The 23334-nt window shown below is 43.2% G+C and carries 23 protein-coding genes and 1 other annotated feature; of the genes, 20 read left to right on the forward strand and 3 right to left on the reverse strand.

Annotated elements, in window-relative coordinates:
* The 10 genes from FJR71_RS00265 to ileS all read left to right on the forward strand — a co-directional run bounded on the left by FJR71_RS00265 (nt 1) and on the right by ileS (nt 11330).
* Nucleotides 1–1071: a UDP-N-acetylglucosamine--N-acetylmuramyl-(pentapeptide) pyrophosphoryl-undecaprenol N-acetylglucosamine transferase gene (locus tag FJR71_RS00265; RefSeq protein ID WP_048687746.1), complete on the forward strand. Its 1071-nt coding sequence runs from the start codon at nt 1–3 to the stop codon at nt 1069–1071.
* The gene (locus tag FJR71_RS00270) at nt 1068–2285 is read left to right on the forward strand and encodes a cell division protein FtsQ/DivIB (RefSeq protein WP_125329692.1); all 1218 of its coding nucleotides are present in this window, start codon (nt 1068–1070) and stop codon (nt 2283–2285) included. The genes FJR71_RS00265 and FJR71_RS00270 overlap by 4 nt, the downstream gene beginning before the upstream one ends.
* A 141-nt stretch (nt 2286–2426) precedes the next feature.
* Entirely contained in the window at nt 2427–3779 is a 1353-nt protein-coding gene (gene ftsA, locus FJR71_RS00275) for a cell division protein FtsA (protein ID WP_140813795.1), read from the forward strand.
* 15 nt (nt 3780–3794) lie between these two features.
* Entirely contained in the window at nt 3795–5072 is a 1278-nt protein-coding gene (gene ftsZ, locus FJR71_RS00280) for a cell division protein FtsZ (protein WP_140813796.1), read from the forward strand.
* A 2-nt stretch (nt 5073–5074) separates the two neighbouring features.
* Nucleotides 5075–5743 (forward strand): YggS family pyridoxal phosphate-dependent enzyme, encoded by a 669-nt coding sequence (locus tag FJR71_RS00285; protein ID WP_048687755.1) that lies wholly within the window; start codon nt 5075–5077, stop codon nt 5741–5743.
* Nucleotides 5744–5752: 9 nt separating this feature from the next.
* A complete protein-coding gene (locus tag FJR71_RS00290) occupies nt 5753–6382 on the forward strand; it encodes a cell division protein SepF (protein WP_048687756.1) in 630 nt (209 codons plus the stop codon).
* Nucleotide 6383: 1 nt separating this feature from the next.
* Complete coding sequence (locus FJR71_RS00295) at nt 6384–6644, forward strand: YggT family protein (protein ID WP_006596781.1); 261 nt, start codon at nt 6384–6386, stop codon at nt 6642–6644.
* On the forward strand, nt 6641–7429 hold the full coding sequence (locus FJR71_RS00300) for a YlmH family RNA-binding protein (protein WP_140813797.1): 789 nt from the start codon (nt 6641–6643) through the stop codon (nt 7427–7429). The genes FJR71_RS00295 and FJR71_RS00300 overlap by 4 nt, the downstream gene beginning before the upstream one ends.
* A gap of 9 nt (nt 7430–7438) precedes the next feature.
* Nucleotides 7439–8278, forward strand: a complete 840-nt coding sequence (locus FJR71_RS00305) for a DivIVA domain-containing protein (RefSeq protein ID WP_140813798.1) — start codon at nt 7439–7441, stop codon at nt 8276–8278.
* Nucleotides 8269–8485: a binding site (T-box leader), on the forward strand. It overlaps the preceding gene by 10 nt.
* A gap of 52 nt (nt 8486–8537) precedes the next feature.
* Nucleotides 8538–11330, forward strand: coding sequence for an isoleucine--tRNA ligase (ileS, locus tag FJR71_RS00310; protein ID WP_125329688.1), 2793 nt, complete (start codon nt 8538–8540; stop codon nt 11328–11330).
* A gap of 104 nt (nt 11331–11434) precedes the next feature.
* On the opposite strand, the gene FJR71_RS00315 is transcribed toward ileS, so the two are convergent.
* The 3 genes from FJR71_RS00315 to FJR71_RS00325 all read right to left on the reverse strand — a co-directional run bounded on the left by FJR71_RS00315 (nt 11435) and on the right by FJR71_RS00325 (nt 14636).
* On the reverse strand, nt 11435–11734 hold the full coding sequence (locus FJR71_RS00315; protein ID WP_125329687.1) for a DUF1827 family protein: 300 nt from the start codon (nt 11732–11734) through the stop codon (nt 11435–11437).
* A 67-nt stretch (nt 11735–11801) separates the two neighbouring features.
* On the reverse strand, nt 11802–12251 hold the full coding sequence (locus tag FJR71_RS00320; protein WP_140813799.1) for an NUDIX hydrolase: 450 nt from the start codon (nt 12249–12251) through the stop codon (nt 11802–11804).
* Between the two features lie 117 nt (nt 12252–12368).
* On the reverse strand, nt 12369–14636 hold the full coding sequence (locus tag FJR71_RS00325; protein ID WP_048789757.1) for an ATP-dependent Clp protease ATP-binding subunit: 2268 nt from the start codon (nt 14634–14636) through the stop codon (nt 12369–12371).
* A 229-nt stretch (nt 14637–14865) separates the two neighbouring features.
* Between FJR71_RS00325 and FJR71_RS00330 the strand changes: the two genes are divergently transcribed.
* The 10 genes from FJR71_RS00330 (at nt 14866) to recN (ending at nt 23333) form a co-directional block, all read left to right on the forward strand.
* Nucleotides 14866–15096 (forward strand): DUF1797 family protein, encoded by a 231-nt coding sequence (locus FJR71_RS00330; protein WP_048789756.1) that lies wholly within the window; start codon nt 14866–14868, stop codon nt 15094–15096.
* A gap of 156 nt (nt 15097–15252) precedes the next feature.
* Nucleotides 15253–16110 carry a bifunctional methylenetetrahydrofolate dehydrogenase/methenyltetrahydrofolate cyclohydrolase gene (locus FJR71_RS00335; protein ID WP_048789755.1) on the forward strand — a complete coding sequence of 286 codons (858 nt, stop codon included), beginning with the start codon at nt 15253–15255 and terminating at the stop codon, nt 16108–16110.
* Nucleotides 16111–16231: 121 nt separating this feature from the next.
* Nucleotides 16232–17056 (forward strand): hypothetical protein, encoded by an 825-nt coding sequence (locus FJR71_RS00340; RefSeq protein ID WP_048789754.1) that lies wholly within the window; start codon nt 16232–16234, stop codon nt 17054–17056.
* A gap of 3 nt (nt 17057–17059) precedes the next feature.
* The gene (locus FJR71_RS00345) at nt 17060–17914 is read left to right on the forward strand and encodes an NAD(P)H-hydrate dehydratase (RefSeq protein ID WP_048789753.1); all 855 of its coding nucleotides are present in this window, start codon (nt 17060–17062) and stop codon (nt 17912–17914) included.
* Between the two features lie 112 nt (nt 17915–18026).
* The gene (gene xseA / locus FJR71_RS00350) at nt 18027–19367 is read left to right on the forward strand and encodes an exodeoxyribonuclease VII large subunit (protein WP_048789752.1); all 1341 of its coding nucleotides are present in this window, start codon (nt 18027–18029) and stop codon (nt 19365–19367) included.
* Nucleotides 19345–19557, forward strand: a complete 213-nt coding sequence (locus FJR71_RS00355) for an exodeoxyribonuclease VII small subunit (protein WP_006596769.1) — start codon at nt 19345–19347, stop codon at nt 19555–19557. The genes xseA and FJR71_RS00355 overlap by 23 nt, the downstream gene beginning before the upstream one ends.
* Entirely contained in the window at nt 19554–20441 is an 888-nt protein-coding gene (locus FJR71_RS00360) for a polyprenyl synthetase family protein (protein ID WP_048789751.1), read from the forward strand. Before FJR71_RS00355 ends, FJR71_RS00360 begins: the two co-directional genes overlap by 4 nt.
* Entirely contained in the window at nt 20422–21237 is an 816-nt protein-coding gene (locus tag FJR71_RS00365) for a TlyA family RNA methyltransferase (RefSeq protein ID WP_140813800.1), read from the forward strand. Before FJR71_RS00360 ends, FJR71_RS00365 begins: the two co-directional genes overlap by 20 nt.
* Nucleotides 21230–21661, forward strand: coding sequence for an arginine repressor (locus tag FJR71_RS00370; RefSeq protein ID WP_140813801.1), 432 nt, complete (start codon nt 21230–21232; stop codon nt 21659–21661). Before FJR71_RS00365 ends, FJR71_RS00370 begins: the two co-directional genes overlap by 8 nt.
* 7 nt (nt 21662–21668) lie before the next feature.
* Nucleotides 21669–23333 carry a DNA repair protein RecN gene (gene recN, locus FJR71_RS00375; RefSeq protein ID WP_140813802.1) on the forward strand — a complete coding sequence of 555 codons (1665 nt, stop codon included), beginning with the start codon at nt 21669–21671 and terminating at the stop codon, nt 23331–23333.
* The last annotated feature ends 1 nt before the right edge of the window (nt 23334 follow it).

The raw sequence follows: 23334 nt of genomic DNA on the forward strand, positions 1-23334 counted from the left end.
ATGAAAAAAATAGTATTTACAGGGGGAGGTACAGTTGGGCATGTGACCTTGAACCTTCTCCTCATCCCTCGCTTCATCGAGGACGGTTGGGAAGTTCATTATATTGGGGACAAGAAGGGGATTGAACACCAAGAGATTTTGAAGTCTGGCTTGGACATCCATTTCCATTCGATTGCAACGGGCAAGTTGCGCCGTTATTTTTCTTGGCAAAATATGTTGGATATTTTCAAGGTCTTCTGGGGGATTCTCCAATCGATTTGGATCATGCTTCGTGTACGGCCGCAGGTTTTGTTTTCTAAAGGAGGCTTCGTTTCAGTTCCTCCGGTAGTGGCTGCGCGACTTTGCTTCGTTCCTGTATTGGTCCACGAATCTGACCGTTCCATGGGCTTGGCCAATAAAATTGCCTATAAGTTTGCAACGAAAATGTTCACAACCTTTGAACAGCCAAAAAGCCTAGTGAAAGCCCAACATGTGGGAGCTGTGACCAAGGTTCGTCAGGAACAACTTCCAATCCCACAAGAATTGGAAGCAGTATTTGCTCAATTTGATCCACAGTTGCCAACCCTTCTCTTTGTGGGTGGTTCTGCTGGTGCACGAGTGTTCAATGAGTTTGTCACAAAAAATCGAGAAACCTTGCTAGCAAGATACAATGTCATTAATTTGACAGGGGACTCCTCTTTGAATGAACAAGCACCTCATCTTTATCGCGTGGACTACGTGACGGATCACTATCTTCCTTTGCTCCAAAAGGCAGACCTAGTAGTGACTCGTGGAGGTGCCAATACGATTTTTGAACTCTTGGCCATGAATAAGCTCCATATCATCGTTCCCCTAGGGAAAGAGGCTAGTCGGGGAGATCAGATTGAAAATGCTCAATACTTTGTGGAAAAAGGCTATGCAGAAACCATCGCTGAGCCAGATTTGAGCATGGATCGTTTGCAAGAAACGATGGATAAAATATTCCAAGGGGCAGAAAGCTATCATCAAGCGATGAAGGATTCGAATGAATTGCTTTCCTTGGATGAATTTTATAACCTAGTCCATCAAGAAATTAATAAAAGGAAAAAATGACGGATAAGAAGAACCAAAAAACTCCTAAGGAAGTCACGAAGCTCTCTGAATGGCAGAGACGGAACCAGGAGTATCAAAAGAAAAAACAAATAGAAGAGCAAGAAGAAAAAGAAAAGAAGGCACAAGAAGAGAAGGAAAGACAGGAACTTCTGAATCAAAAAATTCCTTCTGAAGATCCAGAAGCAGGTGGGCAAGATGGCGAGTCTGCAGAAGTAGAGGAAGATGAGAACGTAGCTGGTGTAGCTGAGGAGGGATTGCAAGAAACACTTCCTGACGGAATAGACGAAGAGAATGAAGAAGAAAAAATCATCTACCTAACAGAGCCTTCAGAAGATAGATTCGAAGAAGAGGAACTAGCGAAGAAGACCAAAAAGGAAGGTCAGATTGCGAGACGTCACATCTATCGAGCTATTCCTGTTTTGGTGATCAGTACCTTGATTGCAGTCTTTTCTGTCTATCTTTTAACACCCTTAGCTAAGCAAAAAATCATCGAATTCTCAGGGAATAAAAATGCGGATCAGACTTTGTTGTTTGAAAAGAGTCAGATCCAAGATCGGGATTATACCTTGACAACTTTTTTGAATCGGGATCGCTATCTTGCCAATATGAAGGCAGCGAGTCCGTGGGTCAAAGATATTTCGATGACTTATGCCTTCCCTACGACTTTTAAGGTTCAGGTTGAGGAACACCAGGTCTTTGGTTACTATGTGACGGAGGAAGATCATTATCCTATTTTAGAAAATGGGGAAGTGGTAGAGACACCAGTTGTTGCTGATCAGCTTCCCAAGGCTTACCTGACTGTTCGTTTTTCTGATCGTGAATTGGTCCGACAATTTGTGAAACAACTGGGGAAAATACCATCTTCTGTGCGCGATGAAATTGAGTCAGTGGACTTGACACCGAGCAAGGTGACTAAGGATTTAGTGACGCTGACCATGAAGGATGGCACAAAGGTTTTAGTGCCTGTATCTCAGATCAAGCGTAAATTGCCTTATTACAATCAAATTCGCAAGCTAATTGAAGATGACAGTGTCATTGACATGGAAGCAGGTATATACAGTTACAATGCAGAAACAATGGCTACTTTAGCTCAGGAAAAGAAAGAAAAAGAAGAAGGGGAAGGGAACAAAACAGAAGAAGCTGATGCTAACTCGACAGATTCTGATGAGAGTGCAGTCGTAACCGAGCAACACGAAGAAGTTCCCGCTGAGTAAACCCTCATAAATTATCTGAAATAAATAAAGAAAATATGCCCACTATGGGCATTTTTGTGTTATAATGAAATTTGGATAGTTCTAACTAAAATGGAGCTATTAATTGACGTATAGGAAAACAAAAGAGAGAGGACTGGTGTAATGGCTAGAAACGGCTTTTTTACAGGTTTAGATATCGGTACTAGTTCAATAAAAGTATTGGTGGCAGAACATGTCAATGGAGAAATGAATGTAATTGGAGTCAGCAATGCGAAAAGTGCTGGCGTCAAAGATGGAATTATTGTTGATATTGAGGCTGCTTCTAATGCGATTAAAAGTGCAGTAAGCCAAGCAGAAGAAAAAGCAGGAATTTCAATCAATCTTGTTAACGTTGGGTTGCCAGCGAACCTTCTTCAAATTGAAGCAACTCAAGGAATGATTCCTGTAACCAGTGATTCAAAAGAAATTACAGATGCAGATGTTGAAAATGTTGTCAGATCTGCATTAACAAAGAGTATGACTCCAGACCGTGAAGTCATTACCTTTATTCCAGAAGAATTTACAGTTGATGGTTTCCAAGGAATTCGCGATCCACGTGGAATGATGGGGATCCGTTTGGAAATGCGTGGACTCTTGTATACCGGTCCTAGAACTGTCCTCCATAATTTACGGAAAACAGTTGAACGTGCTGGATTGCAAGTTGAGAACATCATTATTTCACCACTTGCAATGATTAAGTCTGTATTGAACGAAGGAGAACGAGAGTTTGGTGCGACCGTCATTGATTTAGGTGGAGGACAAACGACAGTAGCTTCTGTTCGTAATCAAGAACTTCAATTTACAAATATCTACCAAGAAGGTGGCGACTATGTTACAAAAGATATTTCTAAAGTATTGAAAACCTCTCAAAAATTAGCAGAAGGCTTGAAGTTCAACTATGGAGAAGCTTATGTTCCATCTGTGGGAGATGAGGTCTTCCATGTTGAAGTAATCGGTGAAGTAGAACCTGTTCAAGTATCTGAAAAATATTTGGCAGAAATTATTTCAGCACGAATCAAACACATCTTCGACCAAATCAAACAAGATCTTGAAAGAAGACATTTGCTTGATTTGCCTGGAGGAATTGTCATCATTGGTGGTGGCGCTATTCTCCCTGGTATTGAAGAATTGGCGCAAGAAGTCTTTGGTGTAAATGTGAAATTGTATGTTCCAAATCAAATTGGTATCCGCAATCCAGCTTTTGCCCACGTGATTAGTTTGTCTGAATATGCAGGGAATCTAACAGATGTAGATATTCTTGCTCAGGCTGCTGTACATGGAGACCAACGTCTTCGTCAGCAACCAATTCAATTTGAGCGTCCCGTACAGCAACCAGTTGTTCCAGCATATGTACCGGAAGAAATTGAACCTGTAGTTAACGTCGAGCAACAACATCCAGTTGAAGAACAAAAACAAGAAGAAAAAACTACCTTTACAGACCGAATGAAGAATTTTATCGGTAATATGTTTGATTAAGGAGTGTAAGCATTTATGACATTTTCATTTGACACAGCAGCGACACAAGGCGCAGTTATTAAAGTAATCGGTGTCGGAGGTGGTGGTGGCAATGCCATCAACCGCATGATTGACGAAGGAGTTGCTGGTGTAGAATTCATCGCAGCAAACACAGACGTACAAGCACTTTCAAGTGCAAAAGCAGAAACAGTTATCCAATTGGGTCCTAAATTGACTCGTGGTTTGGGTGCTGGAGGTCAACCTGAGGTTGGTCGTAAAGCTGCAGAAGAAAGTGAAGAAGTATTGACAGAAGCTTTGCAAGGTGCAGACATGGTCTTCATCACTGCAGGAATGGGTGGAGGATCTGGTACAGGTGCTGCACCAGTTATCGCTCGTATTGCTAAAGCTGTTGGTGCTTTGACAGTAGCCGTTGTAACTCGTCCTTTCGGATTTGAAGGAACTAAACGCGGAAACTTTGCAATCGAAGGGATCAATGAACTTCGCGAGCATGTGGATACTTTGTTGATCATTTCTAATAACAACTTGTTAGAAATTGTAGATAAGAAAACACCACTTCTTGAAGCTTTGAGTGAAGCAGATAATGTCCTTCGCCAAGGGGTTCAAGGGATCACTGACTTGATCACAAGCCCAGGCTTGATTAACCTTGACTTCGCTGACGTGAAGACTGTTATGGAAAATAAAGGAAATGCCTTGATGGGTATTGGTGTAGGTAATGGTGAAGAGCGTGTCATTGAAGCGGCTCGTAAAGCTATCTACTCACCACTCCTTGAAACAACCATTGACGGTGCTGAAGACGTGATCGTCAACGTTACTGGTGGTTTGGATATGACCTTGATTGAAGCAGAAGAAGCTTCTGAAATTGTTAACCAAGCAGCTGGTCATGGCGTAAACATTTGGCTCGGTACATCTATTGATGAATCAATGAAAGATGAAATCCGCGTAACGGTTGTTGCAACTGGTGTTCGTCAGGACAAAGTTGAAAGAGTTAGTGGAATTGCATCTCATGCACCAAGTTCAGCACGTTACTATCAAACTGGACCACGTGAACAACGTCCACAAACTCCACAATTCGATCGCGAATTCGATTTGAAGGAAGAAATTGACATGCCTACTCCTCAATCACGTGCTAAACAAGAAACACCTCGTGGATCTGCGTTTGGAGATTGGGACATTCGTCGTGAAAACATTGTACGCCAGTCTGATGCTAGCACTGGTCGTCAAGTAGAACGCTATGTAGATTCTTCTTCAGAAGATGATGAGTTGGAAACACCACCATTTTTCCGTAATCGTTAAGAATGAATCTGATTGAAAATAAAGAGCGTATATTCTCGCAGGTTGCACAAGCAATGGAAACAGCAAACCGCACTGATCAGGTGAATGTAATTGCTGTTACTAAGTATGTTGGTATCGACCAAGCTAAGGCTCTGGTTGATACAGGAGTCCGTCATATCGGTGAAAACCGTGTTGATAAATTTCTAGAAAAATACCAAGCTCTAAAAGATGAGGAACTGATCTGGCATTTGATCGGTAGTCTCCAACGTCGTAAAGTAAAAGAAGTTATCAATTTTGTAGATTACTTCCATGCTTTAGATTCTATGAAGCTTGCCCAAGAAATTCAAAAAAGGGCGAGTCACCCAATTAAATGTTTTATACAAGTCAATATTTCTGGAGAAGAAAGCAAGCATGGATTTGCTCCTGAAGAGCTAGATGCGGTTCTTCCTGAACTAGAAGGCTTGGATAACCTACGGATTGTTGGCTTAATGACGATGGCTCCTTTTGAGGCAAGTCAGGACGAGTTGCAAGCCATATTTGCAGCAACTCACCAACTTCAAAAAGAATTACAAAAGAAACAGTTGAAAAATATGTCCTTTACAGAGTTAAGCATGGGAATGAGTCGTGATTATGATCTGGCGATTGCTAACGGTGCGACTTTTGTGCGAATTGGGACCTCGTTTTTCAAATAGGAAAGAATTATGTCATTTAAAGATAGATTTGATCGATTGATTGATTATTTTACTGAAGATGGAGATGAGTACGATGTGCAAGAAGCGCCTGCTCAAGCAGTCGGTGCTAGCCAACCTGTACCATCATCTAAACCAGTACAACCATCATCAAAACCACGTCAAAAAGCTATGGTAGCTGCCAAGGAGCAGAAATCTACTCCTGTTGCAGTAAGTCGTCCACAAGTAGCTTCTACAGCAGTGGTTGAATCAGCTTCATCTCAAAAATCATCTTCTGAAAATATTACTCGACTTCATCAACGGCAACAAGAGTTGGCAAAAAATCGTTCTGCTGCAGATGAGAAGATTACGATTGATGTACGCTACCCTCGTAAATATGAAGAAGCAACTGAAATTGTTGACTTGTTGTTGGCAAACGAAAGTATTCTTATCGATTTCCAATACATGACAGAAGTTCAAGCAAGAAGATGTTTGGATTATTTGGATGGTGCTCGCTATGTATTAGCCGGGAATCTACGTCGTGTTGCAAGTACTATGTACTTATTAACACCAATCAATGTCGTTGTGAACATTGAAGATATTCGCCTTCCAAATGATGTCGAAGTTGCTGAGTACGACTTTGATATGAAACGAAATCGTTAATATGTTTGTCCTACAATTAGTTAGAAATTTCTTTCAGGTTTTTGAGCTAGTACTAATCATCTATGCTTTGCTTAGTTGGTTTCCAAATGCATCAGAATCGGCTTTAGCTAAAATGGTTCAACGGATCGTCGAACCATTTTTGAGCCTATTTAGAAAGATTCCTTTGCAATTTGGTGGGTTAGACTTTACAGTCATGTTTGCCTTACTTGCTCTATCCGTAGTGGAACGATTTGTCCTTCAATTTTTGGTGCAGTTCATATGACCAAGGGATTTTATCAACACTATAGTCCAGAAGCCCACGTCTTTATCGATCGAGTTCTAGAATTAGTAGCTCGGGTGGAGCAACAGTATAGTTTTGAACTGACATCCTTTTTAAATCCACATCAGGTTGATATTTTACGACAAATTGGTGCCCACCACGGTTTGCAGGTCTTTTCAAGTGCAAAAATCTATCCTACAGAATATGCACGAGTGATTCTAGCTCCTAGCTACTATCAGTTAGAGGCATCTGATTTTGAAATTAGCCTGTTAGAAGTTCTCTATCCGGATAAGTTTTATCGGTTAAGTCACTCTCAAGTTTTGGGTTCGCTTCTCCATCAATTAGGCATAGAAAGAAAGTCTTTTGGAGATATTCTAGTTGGACAAGGGAAGATTCATATCTATGTGGATCAACGTTTCTCCTCCTATTTCAAAGAGAATCTTAAGAAGATCGCAAAAGTATCTGTCAAGATTCGTGAGGTTGACTGTAGAGAACGGATCAGCGTAGACGAACCATCCAAACTTAAAGACCTATTGGTTACTAGTGTTCGACTTGATAAACTAGTAGCTTCTACCTTTAAGCTTGCTCGGTCTGTAGCTGTTCAATTAGTTCAGTCTGGCCAGGTAAAGGTAAACTATGCCACAATTGACAATCCTAGTCGGATGATCCAAGTAGCAGATTTAATTAGTGTTCGAAAGTATGGCCGATTTAAAATACTATCAGAAAATGGCCTATCAAAAAGTGGAAAATACAAATTAACGGTTGAAGTATTTTCCAGTAGAAAATAAGGAGGAACTATGGCACTTACAGCTTTAGAAATCAAAGATAAACGCTTTTATGTAAAATTTAGAGGCTACGATGCTAAAGAAGTTGAAGAGTTTCAAGACATGGTCTACCGAGACTATGAAAAATTAGTTCGTGAAAATCATGAATTGGAAACAAAAATTAGTGCGTTGGAAGAACGCTTGAACTACTTTGACGAAATGAAAGACTCCTTGAGTCAATCAGTATTGATCGCCCAAGATACAGCAGAACGTGTGAAACATGCGGCAAATGAACGCTCAGAAACAATTGTTCGTCAAGCGGAGCAAGATGCTCACCATTTAGTTGAAGAAGCAAAAGCAAAAGCAAATGAAATTCTCCGTCATGCTACAGACAATGCCAAAAAAGTTGCTGTAGAAACGGAAGAATTGAAGAATAAGACACGCGTCTTCCATCAACGTTTGAAATCAACTATCGAAAGTCAATTGAGCATTATTGATACACCAGAATGGGATGAAATTCTTCGCCCAACTGCTATGTATATTCAAACAAGTGATGAAGCATTTCGTGAAATTGTTGAGAAAGCTTTGGGTGAATCTGTTCATCATCATTCAGAAGATGCTAACATTGATTTGACACGTCAATTTACTTCAGCTGAAATTGAAGAATTGCAAAAACGTATTGAGGCAGCTAACTTAGAGTTAGGCGCAACTCAAGCTTTTCAAGGATTGAATGAAAAAGTGAAAGAAGCATTGGAAGAAGCAGAAAAAAATCATGAAGATCAAGATTCTATTGATGTTATCTTAGAAACTCCTGAAGCTGATGATATCGATGCTCCAGAAGAAGGAGAACGTGAATCTGTTTCAATCTTATAATCTGTAAAAACAGTGACCTTATCAAATAGTTTTAGCGAGCAGGTGATGGTGGAAGACTTGCACTTCCTTTGTTAAGGTTGATCCTTTTACGAATCTTAGTGGTGAAATGAGTAACCACTAACGCTGGTCAGCGTTAGCGACAAAAGAGGAGAAAGAGAGTACTCTCTTTCTTGAATGAAGGTGGTACCACGACTTGTCGTCCTTTTTGGCGAGGTCGTGGTCTTTTATTTTGTAGAATTATTTTTTTAGAGGAGACACCATGAAACTCAAAGAAACACTGAATTTAGGGAAGACAGAGTTCCCGATGCGGGCTGGTCTGCCTACAAAAGAACCAGTTTGGCAAAAAGAATGGGAAGAAGCAAAGCTTTACCAACGTCGTCAAGAATTGAACCAAGGAAAACCACATTTCACCTTGCATGATGGCCCTCCGTATGCCAACGGAAATATCCACGTAGGACATGCCATGAACAAGATTTCAAAAGATATCATTGTTCGTTCTAAGTCTATGTCAGGTTTTTATGCACCGTACATCCCAGGTTGGGATACACACGGTTTGCCAATCGAGCAAGTCTTGGCTAAACAAGGTGTCAAACGCAAAGAAATGGACTTGGTTGAGTACTTGAAACTTTGCCGCGACTACGCCCTTTCTCAAGTAGATAAACAACGCGAAGACTTTAAACGCTTGGGTGTTTCAGGTGACTGGGAAAATCCTTATGTGACCTTGACGCCTGATTATGAAGCGGCGCAAATCCGTGTCTTCGGTGAAATGGCTAACAAGGGCTATATCTACCGTGGAGCTAAGCCAGTTTACTGGTCATGGTCTTCTGAGTCAGCGCTTGCTGAAGCGGAAATTGAATACCATGACTTGGTATCAACATCACTTTATTATGCCAACAAGGTTAAAGATGGCAAAGGTGTCCTAGACACTGATACTTATATCGTTGTTTGGACAACAACTCCATTTACTATCACTGCTTCTCGTGGTTTGACTGTTGGTGCGGATATTGATTACGTTTTGGTTCAACCTGCTGGTGAAGCTCGTAAGTTTGTGGTTGCTGCTGAATTGTTGAACAGCTTATCTGAAAAATTTGGTTGGGCGGATGTTCAAGTTTTGGCGACTTACCGTGGTCAAGAATTGAACCATATCGTGACAGAGCACCCATGGGACACAGCAGTAGATGAACTTGTTATCCTTGGTGACCACGTTACAACAGACTCCGGTACAGGTATCGTCCATACAGCCCCTGGTTTTGGTGAAGATGACTACAATGTCGGTGTTGCTAATGGTCTCGAAGTTGCTGTAACTGTCAACGAACGCGGGATCATGATGGCCAACGCGGGTGAGGAATTCGAAGGTCAATTCTACGACAAGGTTGTACCAACGGTTATTGAAAAACTTGGAAATCTTCTTCTTGCTCAAGAAGAAATCTCTCACTCCTACCCATTTGACTGGCGTACGAAAAAACCAATCATCTGGCGTGCTGTGCCACAATGGTTTGCCTCAGTATCGAAATTCCGTCAAGATATCCTAGATGAAATTGAAAAAGTGAAGTTCCACTCAGAATGGGGGAAAGTCCGTCTTTACAACATGATCCGTGACCGTGGTGACTGGGTTATCTCTCGTCAACGTGCTTGGGGTGTGCCACTCCCAATCTTCTACGCTGAAGATGGGACACCTATCATGACGGCTGAAACCATCGAACATGTAGCTCAACTCTTTGAAGAGAACGGTTCCATCATCTGGTGGGAACGGGATGCTAAAGATCTCTTGCCAGAAGGATTTACCCATCCGGGTTCACCAAATGGAGAGTTCAAGAAAGAAACAGACATCATGGACGTCTGGTTCGACTCAGGTTCATCATGGAATGGGGTTGTAGTGAACCGTCCGGAACTCAAATACCCAGCTGATCTCTACCTTGAAGGTTCAGACCAATACCGTGGTTGGTTCAACTCATCTCTTATCACATCTGTGGCGAATCATGGTGTCGCACCATACAAACAAATCTTGTCACAAGGTTTTGCCCTTGACGGTAAAGGTGAGAAGATGTCTAAATCACTTGGAAATACCATTGCTCCAAGCGATGTTGAAAAACATTTTGGTGCTGAAATCTTGCGTCTTTGGGTAACCAGTGTTGACTCAAGCAACGATGTGCGTATCTCTATGGATATCTTAAGCCAAGTTTCTGAGACTTACCGTAAGATCCGTAACACTCTTCGTTTCTTGATCGCCAATACTTCTGACTTTAACCCAGCTGAGGATGCAGTAGCTTACGAAGAACTTCGTTCCGTTGACAAGTACATGACCATTCGTTTTAACCAGCTTGTCAAGATCATTCGTGATGCTTATGCTGACTTTGAATTCTTGACAATCTATAAAGCACTTGTTAACTTTATCAACGTTGATTTGTCTGCCTTCTACCTTGACTTCGCCAAAGATGTTGTCTACATTGAAGGGGCTAAGTCACTTGAACGCCGTCAAATGCAAACGGTCTTCTATGATATCCTTGTAAAAATCACTAAACTCTTGACACCGATCCTTCCTCACACAGCAGAGGAAATCTGGTCATATCTAGAGTTTGAAGCGGAAGACTTCGTTCAATTGTCAGAATTACCAGAAGCTCAAACATTTGCCAACCAAGAGGAAATCTTGGATACCTGGTCAGCCTTCATGGACTTCCGTGGCCAAGCTCAAAAAGCCTTGGAAGAAGCGCGTAACGAAAAAGTCATCGGTAAATCTCTTGAAGCTCGCTTGACCGTTTATCCAAACGAAGTTGTGAAAACTCTTCTTGGAGCTGTTGATAGCAATGTAGCACAACTCTTGATTGTCTCTGAATTAACCATCGCAGAAGGACCAGCCCCAGAAGGTGCAGTGGCCTTTGAAGATGTAGCCTTTACAGTTGACCGTGCTGCTGGTGAGGTTTGTGACCGTTGCCGTCGTATCGACCCAACAACTGCAGAACGTAGTTACCATGCAACTATCTGTGACCACTGTGCAAGCATCGTTGAAGAAAATTTTGCAGACGCAGTTGCAGAAGGTTTTGAAGCCAAATAAAAGAAATCAAAAGAAGTTCCATAACGGAACTTCTTTTTTGGTGGCTAGAATAGTGTATCGTATCCATCGTCAGGGCAATAAAAAAGTAAGGCGGAATAGCCTTACTAAATAATTGGGAAAGAAATTTCGATCAGTTTATCGGAGTAGAGCGTTTTAATAGTGGATTGGTCGATGATTTTGAGATCAATCTTGCGTTTTAAAAAGAACTCACGAATTTTTTCAACTTCTGTTTCACGAATGGCACGGTGTTTGTTACTAATCAGCAATTCGTAATGAGTAGGAGCTTTGGTAAAGATAACATCGGTGTTACCAGCTGAATAGACCTCAACAAGGGTAGCATCGGTACTTTCTAATTGACTTTTGACCAAATTAGCATGACTATTTGTTGTATTCATAAGCTTCATGTGAGATCCTCCTAAGCTCTTTCTCCATTTATTATAGCACTTTTTTTTATTTTGTGAAAGAAGTCGCTTACAATTTTTGGGCAGATTTCCACATTTTGATTCCCCATTTATGGCTTCCTCTTTTCAACTTTTCAATGGCTTCGTCAATGGGGAACCAGGCAATGTTATTGAAATCCTCTAGTGGCTTTTGAGCTTCTACAAAGTCAGTTACTTCATAGATATAAGCAGGATTGTAGTAGTGGGTGTCGCGGTGACTGGAGTAGAAGTACTCATCTGCTTGTCCATAATACTCGCCGATGGTCGCAGTGAATCCCAGCTCTTCGATCAGTTCGCGCTCGAGTGCCAAGAAATGATCTTCTCCTGCCTCGATCTCACCACCTGGTAGGAACCAAGCCCCATTTGGAGCTTGGACCAGGATGATTTTATCCTTTGCTGAATTTGGAATCACCGCATAGACTCCATAACGATTGACATAGTCAACATTTTCTTCTTTTGTTCCAAAAGTTGCAACAGTCATAATGATACTCGCTTCTTATTTTTTTATCATTATAACATAGATGGACATAAAAAGCAGTAGGAGATGAAAATAAGAGAGATTCCTGGTAGCTACTAGGAATCTCTCTGTGGATTGCGATTATTCAGTTACTTTTTCTGCTTCGTTCGCAGGTTTGCTCTTTCCTTTGATACAAATCTTCCCATTGCTGGTCATGACAGCCTTCAGATCTTTCTCACTAGGATTTTCTAGGTAGTAATCTGTAATGGCATCTTCAATATAGTCTTGAATGGTGCGACGAAGAGGACGTGCCCCCATTTTCGGATCGTAGCCCAAATCAACCAGTTTCTCCTTGACCTTATCGGTAACATCCAGGTGGATATCATTGTGGGCTAGGCGTTGGTTGACATCGTCTAACATGAGAGTGACGATTTGAAGGAGGTTTTCCTTAGACAAGGCTTTGAATTCAATGATGCCGTCAAAGCGGTTCATGAATTCTGGACTAAAGAAGTTTCCCAGTTCACCTAGGATAGAATTGGTACGACCTTCACGAGCTGCCCCAAAGCCGACATTAGCCTCCGCTTTTCCAGTTCCCGCATTGGAAGTCATGATAATAATGGTATCTTTGAAGCTCACCGTTCGGCCTTGCCCATCTGTCAAGCGACCATCGTCTAAGACTTGGAGGAACATATGCATGACATCTGGGTGGGCCTTTTCGACTTCATCCAAGAGGATGAGAGAGTAAGGGTTGCGACGCACCTTTTCAGTCAGCTGGCCTGCTTCTTCATAGCCGACGTAGCCTGGAGGAGCACCGACCAATTTGGCAACGGCATGTTTCTCCATATACTCACTCATATCAAAGCGAATCATACTGTCAGCAGAACCAAAGAGTTCGATGGCCAATTGCTTGGACAACTCGGTCTTCCCGACACCAGTTGGTCCAACAAAGAGGAAGCTACCAATTGGACGGTTTGGTGTTCCAAGCCCTACCCGGTTGCGACGGATGGCCTTAGCAATTTTTTCAACAGCCTCATCTTGACCGATGACATGAGCCTTCAAGTCAGCTGCCAAGTTGATCAATTGGGATTGTTCTTTTTCTTTCAAATCGCCAACTGGAATATTGGTCTTTTGCTCGACGATGTGTTCGATGGTCTTTTCGCTAATGACTGGCGTATCTTGATCAGTGACCTGTTGCCCTTGCATTTCTTTGTACTTAGCGATTTGGTCGCGGAAGTAGGCTGCCTTTTCAAAGTCTTCATCACGCGTCGCTTGAGCCTTGAGATTTTCGGCTTCAATTAAGCGTTGGTCGATGACTTTGGGATCGACAAAATTGAGGGTTAAGTTCATCTTAGAGCCTGCTTCGTCCAAGAGGTCAATGGCCTTGTCTGGCAAGAAGCGGTCTTGGATATAGCGATTGGAAAGGAGAGCCGCAGCTTCGATTGCACCATCGGTGTAGTGGACGTGGTGGTAATCCTCGTATTTCTTTTGAATGCCTTTGAGGATGGTGATGGTTTCTTCCACTGTAGGTTCGTCAACCTTAACGGGTTGCATCCGGCGTTCAAGTGCCGCATCCTTTTCGATAATTCGGTATTCATTGAGGGTTGTCGCACCGACTAATTGCAATTCGCCACGAGCGAGGGCTGGTTTGAGGATATTTCCAGCATCCATATTGCCATCACCAGCAGATCCGGCACCGACAATTTCATGGATCTCATCGATAAACAAAATCACATCTTCCCGGCGACGGATTTCCTCCATCAATTGTTGCATGCGCTCTTCAAATTGCCCTCTAATCCCAGTTCCTTGAACCAAGCTGACAACGTCTAAGCGAATGACTTCCTTACCTTGAAGCTTGTGAGGGACATCCCCATCAACAATCTTTTGCGCTAGTCCTTCTACGACAGCTGTTTTTCCGACACCGGGTTCCCCAATCAGGACAGGGTTGTTCTTGGTTCGACGGTTGAGGATTTCAATGACGCGAAGAATTTCATCGTCACGGCCAATGACCGGATCGATATCCCCACGACGAGCAATTTCAGTAACGTTAATTCCAAACTCTTCTAGGAGGCCCTTTGATTGTTGTTTGGCTTGAGCTCTACTTGGTCCTGAAGAACGACCGTTTCCATTTGAGCCATAGCCATTTCCACCACCATAGCCTCCTCCAGATTGGGTCGGAGGGGTTTGGGGTTCTTGCGGAGCCTGGAAGTTTCCTAGTTGATTGAAGAAATCTTCAAAAGGATCCCGTCCTCCGCGATTTTGTTGGTTTAATCCTGCGAGCAGACTATTGTTAGGATCCGTTTTCATAATTTGATAGCAGTTCTGGCAAAGGTCTACTTGTTGTTGGTGGCCATTCACGTTCGTATAAAGATGAATGGTTGAATCATTGATTTTACAGTTTTGACAAAGCATTCTCTTACCTCTTTCTCTAGGGTAAAAAGTGTAAAAACTATTGGTCAGAAATAGTCAAACTTTTATAGTTTCATTATAGCAGTATTCTAAAAGTTTGCAAGAATTTAGTATGAAGTCCGGTTTTAGGCATGGAATAAAGAGGAAAATAGCGGAAAAGTTGATTTTTATTGGAATTTCCTCCTTCTTTTATGATAAAATAGGAGAGTAGAAAGTAAATAGGAGAATCAAAATGGAATCACATTTGGTACGAATTATCAGCCGTTTGGAAGCGATGATGAAAGACGGTGGAAACTTAAAACGTAATTTTGAACGTGAAGGAGTTGTAGTTGCTGAAGTAGCTTACAACTATGATGAAGAAAATGGATCAGTATTTACTCTTCGTGATGTAGAAGCGCGTGAGACCTATACATTCGATAGCATTGACTTAATCGCAATGGAAATCTACGAATTGTTGTACTAAGAAGTATCAAACAAGAGTCTAGACCATCTAGTCTCTTTTTTGTTGGAAGAAATTAGTTATAGTTTCTTCTTATAACCTTGTCTAATCAAGAAGTGTTAGGAGCAGGTTCACAAATCTGATATAATAGAGAAGATATTGAATAGAAAAGAGATTGAGATGACACATGTAATTGATGGGAAGGCCTTGGCAGTAAAATTGCAGGGGGAATTAGCAGAAAAAACCGCTCGCTTAAAGGCTGAGACTGGTCAGGTCCCAGGCTTGGTAGTGATTTTGGTAGGAGAAAACCCAGCTAGCCAGGTCTATGTCCGCAATAAAGAACGGTCAGCTTTGGCAGCAGGATTTCGAAGTGAAGTGGTTCGAGTGCCAGAAAGCATTTCCCAAGAGGACTTGTTGGCCCTCATTGACCGCTACAATCAGGATCCACTCTGGCATGGAATTTTGGTTCAGTTGCCTCTACCAGCCCATATCGACGATGAGGCAGTTTTGTTAGCCATTGATCCGGCTAAGGATGTCGATGGCTTCCATCCTCTCAATATGGGACATCTTTGGGCAGGAAATCCGATCATGGTCCCCTCTACACCAGCAGGGATTATGGAAATGTTCCGGGAATATGATATCGATGTTGAAGGGAAAAATGCAGTCGTCATTGGCCGTTCAAACATCGTTGGGAAACCGATGGCCCAGCTTCTCCTAGCAAAAAATGCAACGGTGACCTTGACCCATTCGCGGACTCATCATTTGGCTAAAATTGCTAGAAAAGCCGATATCTTAGTGGTGGCAATTGGTCGTGCCAAATTTGTTACAGCTGACTTTGTCAAAGAGGGAGCGGTCGTTATCGATGTCGGAATGAACCGTGACGAAAATGGGAAGCTCTGTGGAGACGTCGACTATGAACAAGTAGCTCCTCTGGCTAGTCACATCACTCCGGTTCCAGGTGGCGTTGGTCCTATGACCATTACCATGCTGATGGAGCAGACCTATCAGGCTGCAGTGCGTAGTTTGGATAAAAATTAAGTTTATGATGAAAAATGGTTGAGATAGTAATTTCTCGACCTTTTTATTTATTATAAACCCTGTTTTGTCAATTGAAGTTTAATTCTATCTTTTTGTAGTATAATGAAGTAGAGGTGATTATATGATTGTAAAAGTTTGTAATTCAGATTATAGTCTCCAGTGGGATGGAATTTATCAATTTGCCCTTGAAAGCTATCCTCAGATTAAAGAATGGGAATTGGAGAAGCTAGCAAAGTTTATTGCTTATGAGCGCGACCATCATCGTCAGACCAATGTGGAATGTGAGAATCATGAATTAAATATACAAATTCATGATTACTTGCAAGAGCATAGCTATTTTCCTCCGTACAGACCAAGTCATCGCCTTGTAGCTTCTACCTATGATATCCAGAGGAAGTTGGTTACTTCAAATTATTGTAGTCATACTTGTACAGTTGAGGTGGCTAAGGCTATTTTTCAGACTGGAAAACTCATGTCGGCGGTAAAAGTATTTGGTAAAAGTGGGGCTGAGCTAGTTACAGATAGTCGTAATGCAGCTTCTGATCCAGCAGACTATTTTGACTATATCATGTTCGGATGGTCTAATACGACTTCGGGTTACCGACTCGCTATGGAGCGTTTGTTAGGACGGGCACCGTCTGAGGAGGAATTGCAAGAAAAGTTCATTCCTGGCGTTAGTTTTCATTTTCTGTATGAAGAATTAATTCAAGCACCAGGTTATATGTTTGATGGCTATCATGTTGCGAAGGTAAGAGATAGTTTAGATTTGGATACCTTTCTTCATTTGTGTGTTATTCCTTCAAAAGATAAGTCTTGTTTTGAAAGCTTGATTCCTTGTCAATTACAAGATAGAGTGATTTACCTAGACTATGAGGGAGAAGGGTTACAGGCTTGGAATACTAAGGTTAATCAAGTACTACATGGTAAGGATAAGTTGAAGGAGTAGTGTATGAAAGAGATTGATCAAGCTCTTTTGAAAAAAGTTATCATCGAGCGTCCTCGTTCTAGTCATAAGGGAGACTATGGGCGTCTGCTCTTGATTGGAGGGACCTATCCCTATGGTGGAGCCATTATTATGGCAGCCCTCGCAGCGGTTCATAGTGGAGCAGGACTTGTCACGGTAGCGACAGACCGAGAGAATATCCCTTCCCTTCATAGTCAGCTACCTGAAGCCATGGCATTTGCTGTGACGGACCAAGAATTATTGGCTGAGCAAATCGCAAAAGTAGGCGTCATTTTATTGGGACCAGGACTCAATGCCAATGAGCTAGGGGGACACCTTGTAGAACTTGTTTTTGAAAGAGTTCAACCTCATCAAGTGCTCATTCTAGATGGTGGGGCCATTAGCCTCTATACTCGCTTAGGACTTTCTCTTCCTCCAGCTCAACTGGTCTTTACTCCTCATCAAAAAGAATGGGAGGCCATGTCCGGGCTAGCAATCGGAGATCAAGGGGAAGAAGCAACAAGGCAGTCTCTGTCCCAACTTCCTCCAGCAAGTATTTTAGTCCAAAAGGGTCCTCAGACTAAGATCTGGCAACAAGGGCAGACAGATTATTACCAACTATCGGTTGGAGGCCCCTATCAAGCAACGGGTGGTATGGGCGATACTTTAGCAGGGATGATTGCGGGCTTTGCGGGTCAATTTCCGCAAGTTGGACTCTATGAGCGCGTGGTAGTTGCCAGTCACCTTCATTCGGGCATTGCAGACGATTTGAGCAAGAATGCCTACGTGGTTTTACCGACCGCGATTAGTAAAGAAATTCCAAAATGGATGAGGGAAATTTGCCTTTCCAACTGCCAATAAAAAATCAAGTCTCAGATGATGAAATCTGAGGCTTTTTCCGTAGGTAGAATCAGATTTTTCCGCTTATTTTTGGTATAATTTATACTAGAATTTTCCGTGTGAAAGGGGAACTATGTCAGAGTATTTATCGGTATCCAGTCTGACCAAATACCTCAAGTTAAAATTTGATAAGGACCCCTATCTAGAGCGGGTCTATTTGACGGGTCAGGTCTCGAATTTCCGTAAGCGTCCCAATCACCAGTATTTTTCTCTAAAGGATGAAAAAGCTGTGATCCAGGCGACTGTCTGGGCTGGGATTTATAAGAGTTTCGGCTTTGAGCTCGAAGAAGGCATGAAGATCAATGTCATCGGTCGGATCCAACTCTATGAGCCAAGTGGCAGTTATTCCATTGTCATCGAAAAGGCGGAGCCAGATGGCGTCGGTGCTCTAGCTATTCAGTTTGAGCAGTTGAAAAAGAAACTCCAGGAAGAAGGCCTTTTTCAAGAGAAGTTCAAACAGGCTATCCCCCAGTTCTCCAAGAAAATTGGGGTTATTACCAGTCAGAGTGGGGCCGTTATTCGCGATATTATCACGACTGTTTCGCGGCGCTTTCCGGGCGTGGAGATTCTCCTTTTTCCAACCAAGGTACAAGGAGAGGGAGCTGCCCAAGAAATTGTCGCCAATATCCAAAAGGCCAATGATCGGTCGGACCTCGATGTCTTGATCATCGGTCGTGGTGGTGGCTCCATCGAAGACCTGTGGGCCTTTAATGAAGAGCCAGTTGTGCGGGCTATTTTTGAGTCTAGAATTCCCATTATTTCCAGTGTAGGGCATGAGACAGATACTACTCTAGCAGACTTTGTCGCAGATCGCCGGGCAGCAACTCCTACAGCTGCGGCTGAGTTGGCAACGCCTGTGACCAAGTTGGACCTGCTCAATCATTTGCAGAAGCAGGAAGGGCGGATGGCAACCGCTATGCGCAATCGCCTAGTCTATCATCGAGAACGCCTGAAAAAACTAAGCCAATCGGTCATCTTCCGTCAGCCAGAGCGGCTGTACGATTCTTACCTGCAAAAGCTGGATCAGATTCAGTTGCGATTGAAACAGGCTGTGTCAGAGTCGGTTACCAGAAATAGTCGCCAGTTACAAGAACTCCGCCATCGATTGGCTTCCCAAGCGCCACAGCATCAGCTCGAGCGTTATCGAGACCAGATTCTCCAGATGGAGCGATTGCTGACCTTGAAAGTCAAGGAGCTCTACCAGACAAAAGCAGCAGATGCCAAGCGCCTATCGGAAGCTCTCTTGATGTTGGATACCAGTCGCATTGTGGCTAGAGGCTACGCCTTGGTACAGGCTGGAGATCATGTTTTGGATAGCGTGGATACAATCAAAGAAAAGGATGCCTTGACGCTAGTCATGCGGGATGGGCAAGTAGAAGTAGAGGTAAAGCATGTCGAAAGAAAAGAAATTTGAAGAAAATTTAGCTGATTTGGAAGCTATTGTCCAAAAGTTGGAAAGTGGGCAAGTGCCCCTCGAAGAGGCCATCTCAGAGTTTCAGAAAGGAATGAAGCTATCAAAAGACTTGCAAGAAACACTTGATCAGGCTGAAAAGACCTTGGTCAAGGTGATGCAAGCAGATGGCTCAGAAACGGAACTAGTATGATTCTAGAAGAAAAACTGCAAGGGGTTGAAAAAGCGATAGAAGGTTTCTACGAGGCTAAACAAATCGCTCCCCGCTTGGTAGAATCTATCCTCTATTCAGTCCATGCAGGGGGGAAACGGATTCGACCTTTGCTCTTATTGGAGTTGCTGGAAGCCTTTCATGCTCCCATCCTTGAAGCTCATTTTCAGGTGGCAGCCGCTCTTGAAATGATTCATACGGGAAGCTTGATTCATGATGATTTACCAGCCATGGATAATGATGATTATCGTCGTGGTCAATTGACCAACCATAAAAAGTTTGGGGAAGACCTAGCCATCTTAGCAGGAGACTCGCTCTTCTTAGATGCCTTTGGCTGTGTGGCAGAGGCAGACCTTCCAGCTTCTATCCGGGTGCAACTGATTGCTCTGTTATCGGATGCTTCAGGGACAGCTGGGATGGTGGCAGGCCAAGTCTTGGATATGGAAGGGGAAGGGGCGAGCCTGACCTTGGACCAGTTGCAAGTCATCCATGCCAATAAGACGGGGCGACTGCTCGCCTATCCATTCCAAGCAACAGGGATCCTCTTAGAGCTTGAGCCAGCTATCGCGACTCTCTTAGAGGAAATTGGCCTCCATTTAGGATTGGCCTTCCAGATTCGGGATGATATTTTGGATGTGACTGCTGATTTTGCCTCCTTAGGGAAAACCCCTCAGAAGGACCTGCAAGCTGAAAAATCGACCTATCCTGCCCTCCTCGGTCTAGATGGAGCTCAGGATTATTTGGACCGGGAGCTAGATGCCTGTGAGGACTTGCTCAATCGCATCTCTCAGCAGGTAGACTTCGACGGGACTGGAATCAAAAAGATTATAGAAAGACTTAGAATTCATGGCGAAGGAAAGAGTTGACGTACTGGCCTACAAGCAGGGACTTTTTGAAACCCGGGAGCAGGCCAAACGCGGTGTGATGGCTGGTCTGGTCGTTGCGGTCCATAATGGCGAGCGCTTCGATAAACCAGGCGAAAAAATTGACGAAGCGACAGAATTAAAACTCAAGGGTGAAAAACTCAAATATGTCAGTCGTGGTGGTCTCAAGTTAGAAAAGGCCTTGGACCTTTTTGAGATTGATCTGCAGGATAAGGTCACACTGGATATCGGGGCTTCGACAGGAGGCTTTACGGATGTCATGCTCCAAAATGGGGGTGCCTTGGTCTATGCAGTGGATGTAGGGACCAATCAGTTGGCATGGAAGCTTCGTCAGGATCCTCGTGTCATCTCGATGGAGCAGTTCAACTTCCGCTATGCGACGTCTGAGGATTTTGAGCAAACCCCAAGCTTTGCTAGCATTGATGTTAGCTTTATTTCCCTCAACCTCATCTTGCCTGCTCTTTATGGGATTTTACAAGAAGGGGGCCAGGTGGTCGCCCTTGTCAAACCCCAGTTTGAAGCTGGTCGGGAGCAGATTGGAAAAAATGGGATTATCAAGGATGCCAAGGTCCATCTGTCTGTCTTGGAACAGGTTCAAGGCTTTGCATTAGAACATGGTTTCTCCGTTTTGGGAGTGGATTATTCACCGATTCAAGGGGGCCATGGCAATATTGAATTTTTACTTTATTTAGAAAAAAATACCGGGCAAGATCGTCTTGAACTGCAAGAGTTTGTGGCAGTTGTCGAAAAAGCCCATACTGATTTTAAACATGAATAGTAAACAAAACCGATTAGAAAAAATACGCCGCTTTATCCGAGAAAATAAAGTGGGTACTCAGGATGCCATTGTCGAACATCTGAAGGGAGCAGGAATTTCTGCGACACAAGCGACTGTTTCCCGTGATATCAAAGAGTTAGGAATTATTAAAACGCCATTAAAAGGTTCAGCCTATGTCTATGAATTGCCACGCGTCCAACATAGTGGCAAGTTAGCAGAAAATAATCTTCAATTTTTTGAACGCATGGGAAGCTTTTTGACCCTTAAACTTGTACCGGGAACAGCCTATTTAGTCAAGCGGCATCTGCAGGAAGATTTTGATGACATCATCTTTAGTATGATTTCAGATGACAATAGTATTTTGATTGTGGCCCGATCGGAAGAAAAGGCTCAGTTTATCGAACAACGATTGATGGAATGGTAGGAGAGAGATGCTATTAGAAATTTCAATTAAAAACTTTGCCATCATTGAAGAAATCGCTCTGAATTTTGAAACGGGGATGACCGTTTTAACCGGTGAAACTGGAGCAGGAAAATCCATCATTATCGATGCTATGAATATGATGCTGGGGAGCCGGGCGACGACGGATGTCATCCGCCACGGTGCTCCTAAGGCTGAGATTGAAGGCCTCTTTGCGATTGATGAAAACCGTGCCCTTCAGCAGCTCTTTGAGGAGCAAGGCTTAGAATGGGCAGAGGAGTTGATTATTCGCAGAGAAATTTTCCAGAATGGCCGGAGTGTCAGTCGAATCAATGGGCAGATGGTCAACCTCTCCGTTCTTAAGGCGGTTGGCCAGCATTTGGTAGATATTCACGGCCAGCACGATCAGGAAGAACTGATGCGGGCTCCATTGCATATCTCTATGCTGGATAGCTTTGGGGAGGATACTTTTTTTGCGACGAAGAAGGCCTATAGAGAGACCTTTGAGAATTATAAGTCTTTGCGCAAGCAGGTCTTGCAGATCCAAAAAAATAACCAGGAAAACCAAGCTCGCATCGAAATGCTGGAATACCAAATTTCGGAAATCGAGGCGGCTGTCTTGTCCCTGGATGAAGATGTCCAGTTAGAGCAAGAACGGCAACGCCTGCTCAATCATAAGATGATTGCGGATACTCTAAGCAATGCCTACGCTATGTTGGACGCAGAAGACTTTTCCAGTCTTAGCAATGTACGGTCGGCCATGAATGATCTGCAAAGCATCGAAGAGTATGATGCAGAATACAAGACCTTGTCTGATCAACTGGCTGAGACCTACTATACTCTGGAGGATTTGACCAAGCGCTTGGAGGATCTGGTAGATGGCTTGGACTTTGACGGCAACCGCTTGATGCAGGTAGAAGCTCGATTAGACCTAATCCACTCGATCACTCGTAAGTACGGCGGTCAGGTAAAGGATGTTCTTGATTATCTGGAGCAAATTAGCAAGGAATATAGCCTATTAACAGGAGGGGGCACCTCTTCTGAAGACTTAGAGAAAGAACTCAAGTCTATGGAAGGACAGTTGGTTGCCTTGGCCAAGGAGCTGAGTCAAGGACGTCATGCCCTGGCCCAAGAGCTGGAAGCAGAGATCCAGCAGGAATTGGCGGATCTCTATATGGAAAAAGCCCGTTTCCAAGTGCGTTTTACTCCATCTAAGTTTAATCGGGAAGGAAACGAAGCTGTTGAGTTTTATATTTCAACCAACCCTGGAGAGGACTTTAAGCCTTTGGTAAAAGTAGCATCAGGTGGGGAATTGTCCCGTCTCATGTTGGCCATCAAGTCAGCCTTTTCCCGCAAAGAAGGCAAGACCAGCATCGTCTTTGACGAGGTGGATACAGGGGTATCTGGTCGAGTGGCGCAAGCCATCGCTTCTAAGATCTATAAAATTGGACGTTTTGGTCAGGTGCTAGCCATCTCTCATTTGCCTCAGGTAATTGCAGTAGCCGATTACCAATTCTTTATCGAAAAGGTGAGCGATGAATTTTCAACGGTTTCGACCGTTCGTTTGCTCAGTCATGAAGAGCGGGTAGAAGAAGTAGCCAAGATGCTTGCTGGTGAAGATGTGACAGAAGCAGCCCGCATGCAGGCAGAGCAATTGCTTAAACGGCCATCCTAAA

Source organism: Streptococcus xiaochunlingii (assembly GCF_006385805.1).
In the GTDB taxonomy this organism is placed as follows: Bacteria; Bacillota; Bacilli; order Lactobacillales; family Streptococcaceae; genus Streptococcus; species Streptococcus xiaochunlingii.

Bases quoted from the DNA above. Each gene is read 5' to 3' on its own strand.
- FJR71_RS00320 (WP_140813799.1), bottom strand. From the start codon at position 12,251: ATGACTGTTGCAACTTTTGGAACAAAAGAAGAAAATGTTGACTATGTC.
- FJR71_RS00295 (WP_006596781.1), top strand. From the start codon at position 6,384: ATGTTTGTCCTACAATTAGTTAGAAATTTCTTTCAGGTTTTTGAGCTA.
- xseA (WP_048789752.1), top strand. From the start codon at position 18,027: ATGTCAGAGTATTTATCGGTATCCAGTCTGACCAAATACCTCAAGTTA.
- FJR71_RS00370 (WP_140813801.1), top strand. From the start codon at position 21,230: ATGAATAGTAAACAAAACCGATTAGAAAAAATACGCCGCTTTATCCGA.
- ftsZ (WP_140813796.1), top strand. From the start codon at position 3,795: ATGACATTTTCATTTGACACAGCAGCGACACAAGGCGCAGTTATTAAA.
- ileS (WP_125329688.1), top strand. From the start codon at position 8,538: ATGAAACTCAAAGAAACACTGAATTTAGGGAAGACAGAGTTCCCGATG.
- FJR71_RS00325 (WP_048789757.1), bottom strand. From the start codon at position 14,636: ATGCTTTGTCAAAACTGTAAAATCAATGATTCAACCATTCATCTTTAT.
- FJR71_RS00355 (WP_006596769.1), top strand. From the start codon at position 19,345: ATGTCGAAAGAAAAGAAATTTGAAGAAAATTTAGCTGATTTGGAAGCT.
- FJR71_RS00290 (WP_048687756.1), top strand. From the start codon at position 5,753: ATGTCATTTAAAGATAGATTTGATCGATTGATTGATTATTTTACTGAA.
- FJR71_RS00335 (WP_048789755.1), top strand. From the start codon at position 15,253: ATGACACATGTAATTGATGGGAAGGCCTTGGCAGTAAAATTGCAGGGG.
- FJR71_RS00305 (WP_140813798.1), top strand. From the start codon at position 7,439: ATGGCACTTACAGCTTTAGAAATCAAAGATAAACGCTTTTATGTAAAA.
- FJR71_RS00360 (WP_048789751.1), top strand. From the start codon at position 19,554: ATGATTCTAGAAGAAAAACTGCAAGGGGTTGAAAAAGCGATAGAAGGT.
- FJR71_RS00330 (WP_048789756.1), top strand. From the start codon at position 14,866: ATGGAATCACATTTGGTACGAATTATCAGCCGTTTGGAAGCGATGATG.
- FJR71_RS00345 (WP_048789753.1), top strand. From the start codon at position 17,060: ATGAAAGAGATTGATCAAGCTCTTTTGAAAAAAGTTATCATCGAGCGT.
- FJR71_RS00315 (WP_125329687.1), bottom strand. From the start codon at position 11,734: ATGAAGCTTATGAATACAACAAATAGTCATGCTAATTTGGTCAAAAGT.
- recN (WP_140813802.1), top strand. From the start codon at position 21,669: ATGCTATTAGAAATTTCAATTAAAAACTTTGCCATCATTGAAGAAATC.
- FJR71_RS00285 (WP_048687755.1), top strand. From the start codon at position 5,075: ATGAATCTGATTGAAAATAAAGAGCGTATATTCTCGCAGGTTGCACAA.
- FJR71_RS00300 (WP_140813797.1), top strand. From the start codon at position 6,641: ATGACCAAGGGATTTTATCAACACTATAGTCCAGAAGCCCACGTCTTT.
- FJR71_RS00340 (WP_048789754.1), top strand. From the start codon at position 16,232: ATGATTGTAAAAGTTTGTAATTCAGATTATAGTCTCCAGTGGGATGGA.
- FJR71_RS00265 (WP_048687746.1), top strand. From the start codon at position 1: ATGAAAAAAATAGTATTTACAGGGGGAGGTACAGTTGGGCATGTGACC.
- FJR71_RS00270 (WP_125329692.1), top strand. From the start codon at position 1,068: ATGACGGATAAGAAGAACCAAAAAACTCCTAAGGAAGTCACGAAGCTC.
- FJR71_RS00365 (WP_140813800.1), top strand. From the start codon at position 20,422: ATGGCGAAGGAAAGAGTTGACGTACTGGCCTACAAGCAGGGACTTTTT.
- ftsA (WP_140813795.1), top strand. From the start codon at position 2,427: ATGGCTAGAAACGGCTTTTTTACAGGTTTAGATATCGGTACTAGTTCA.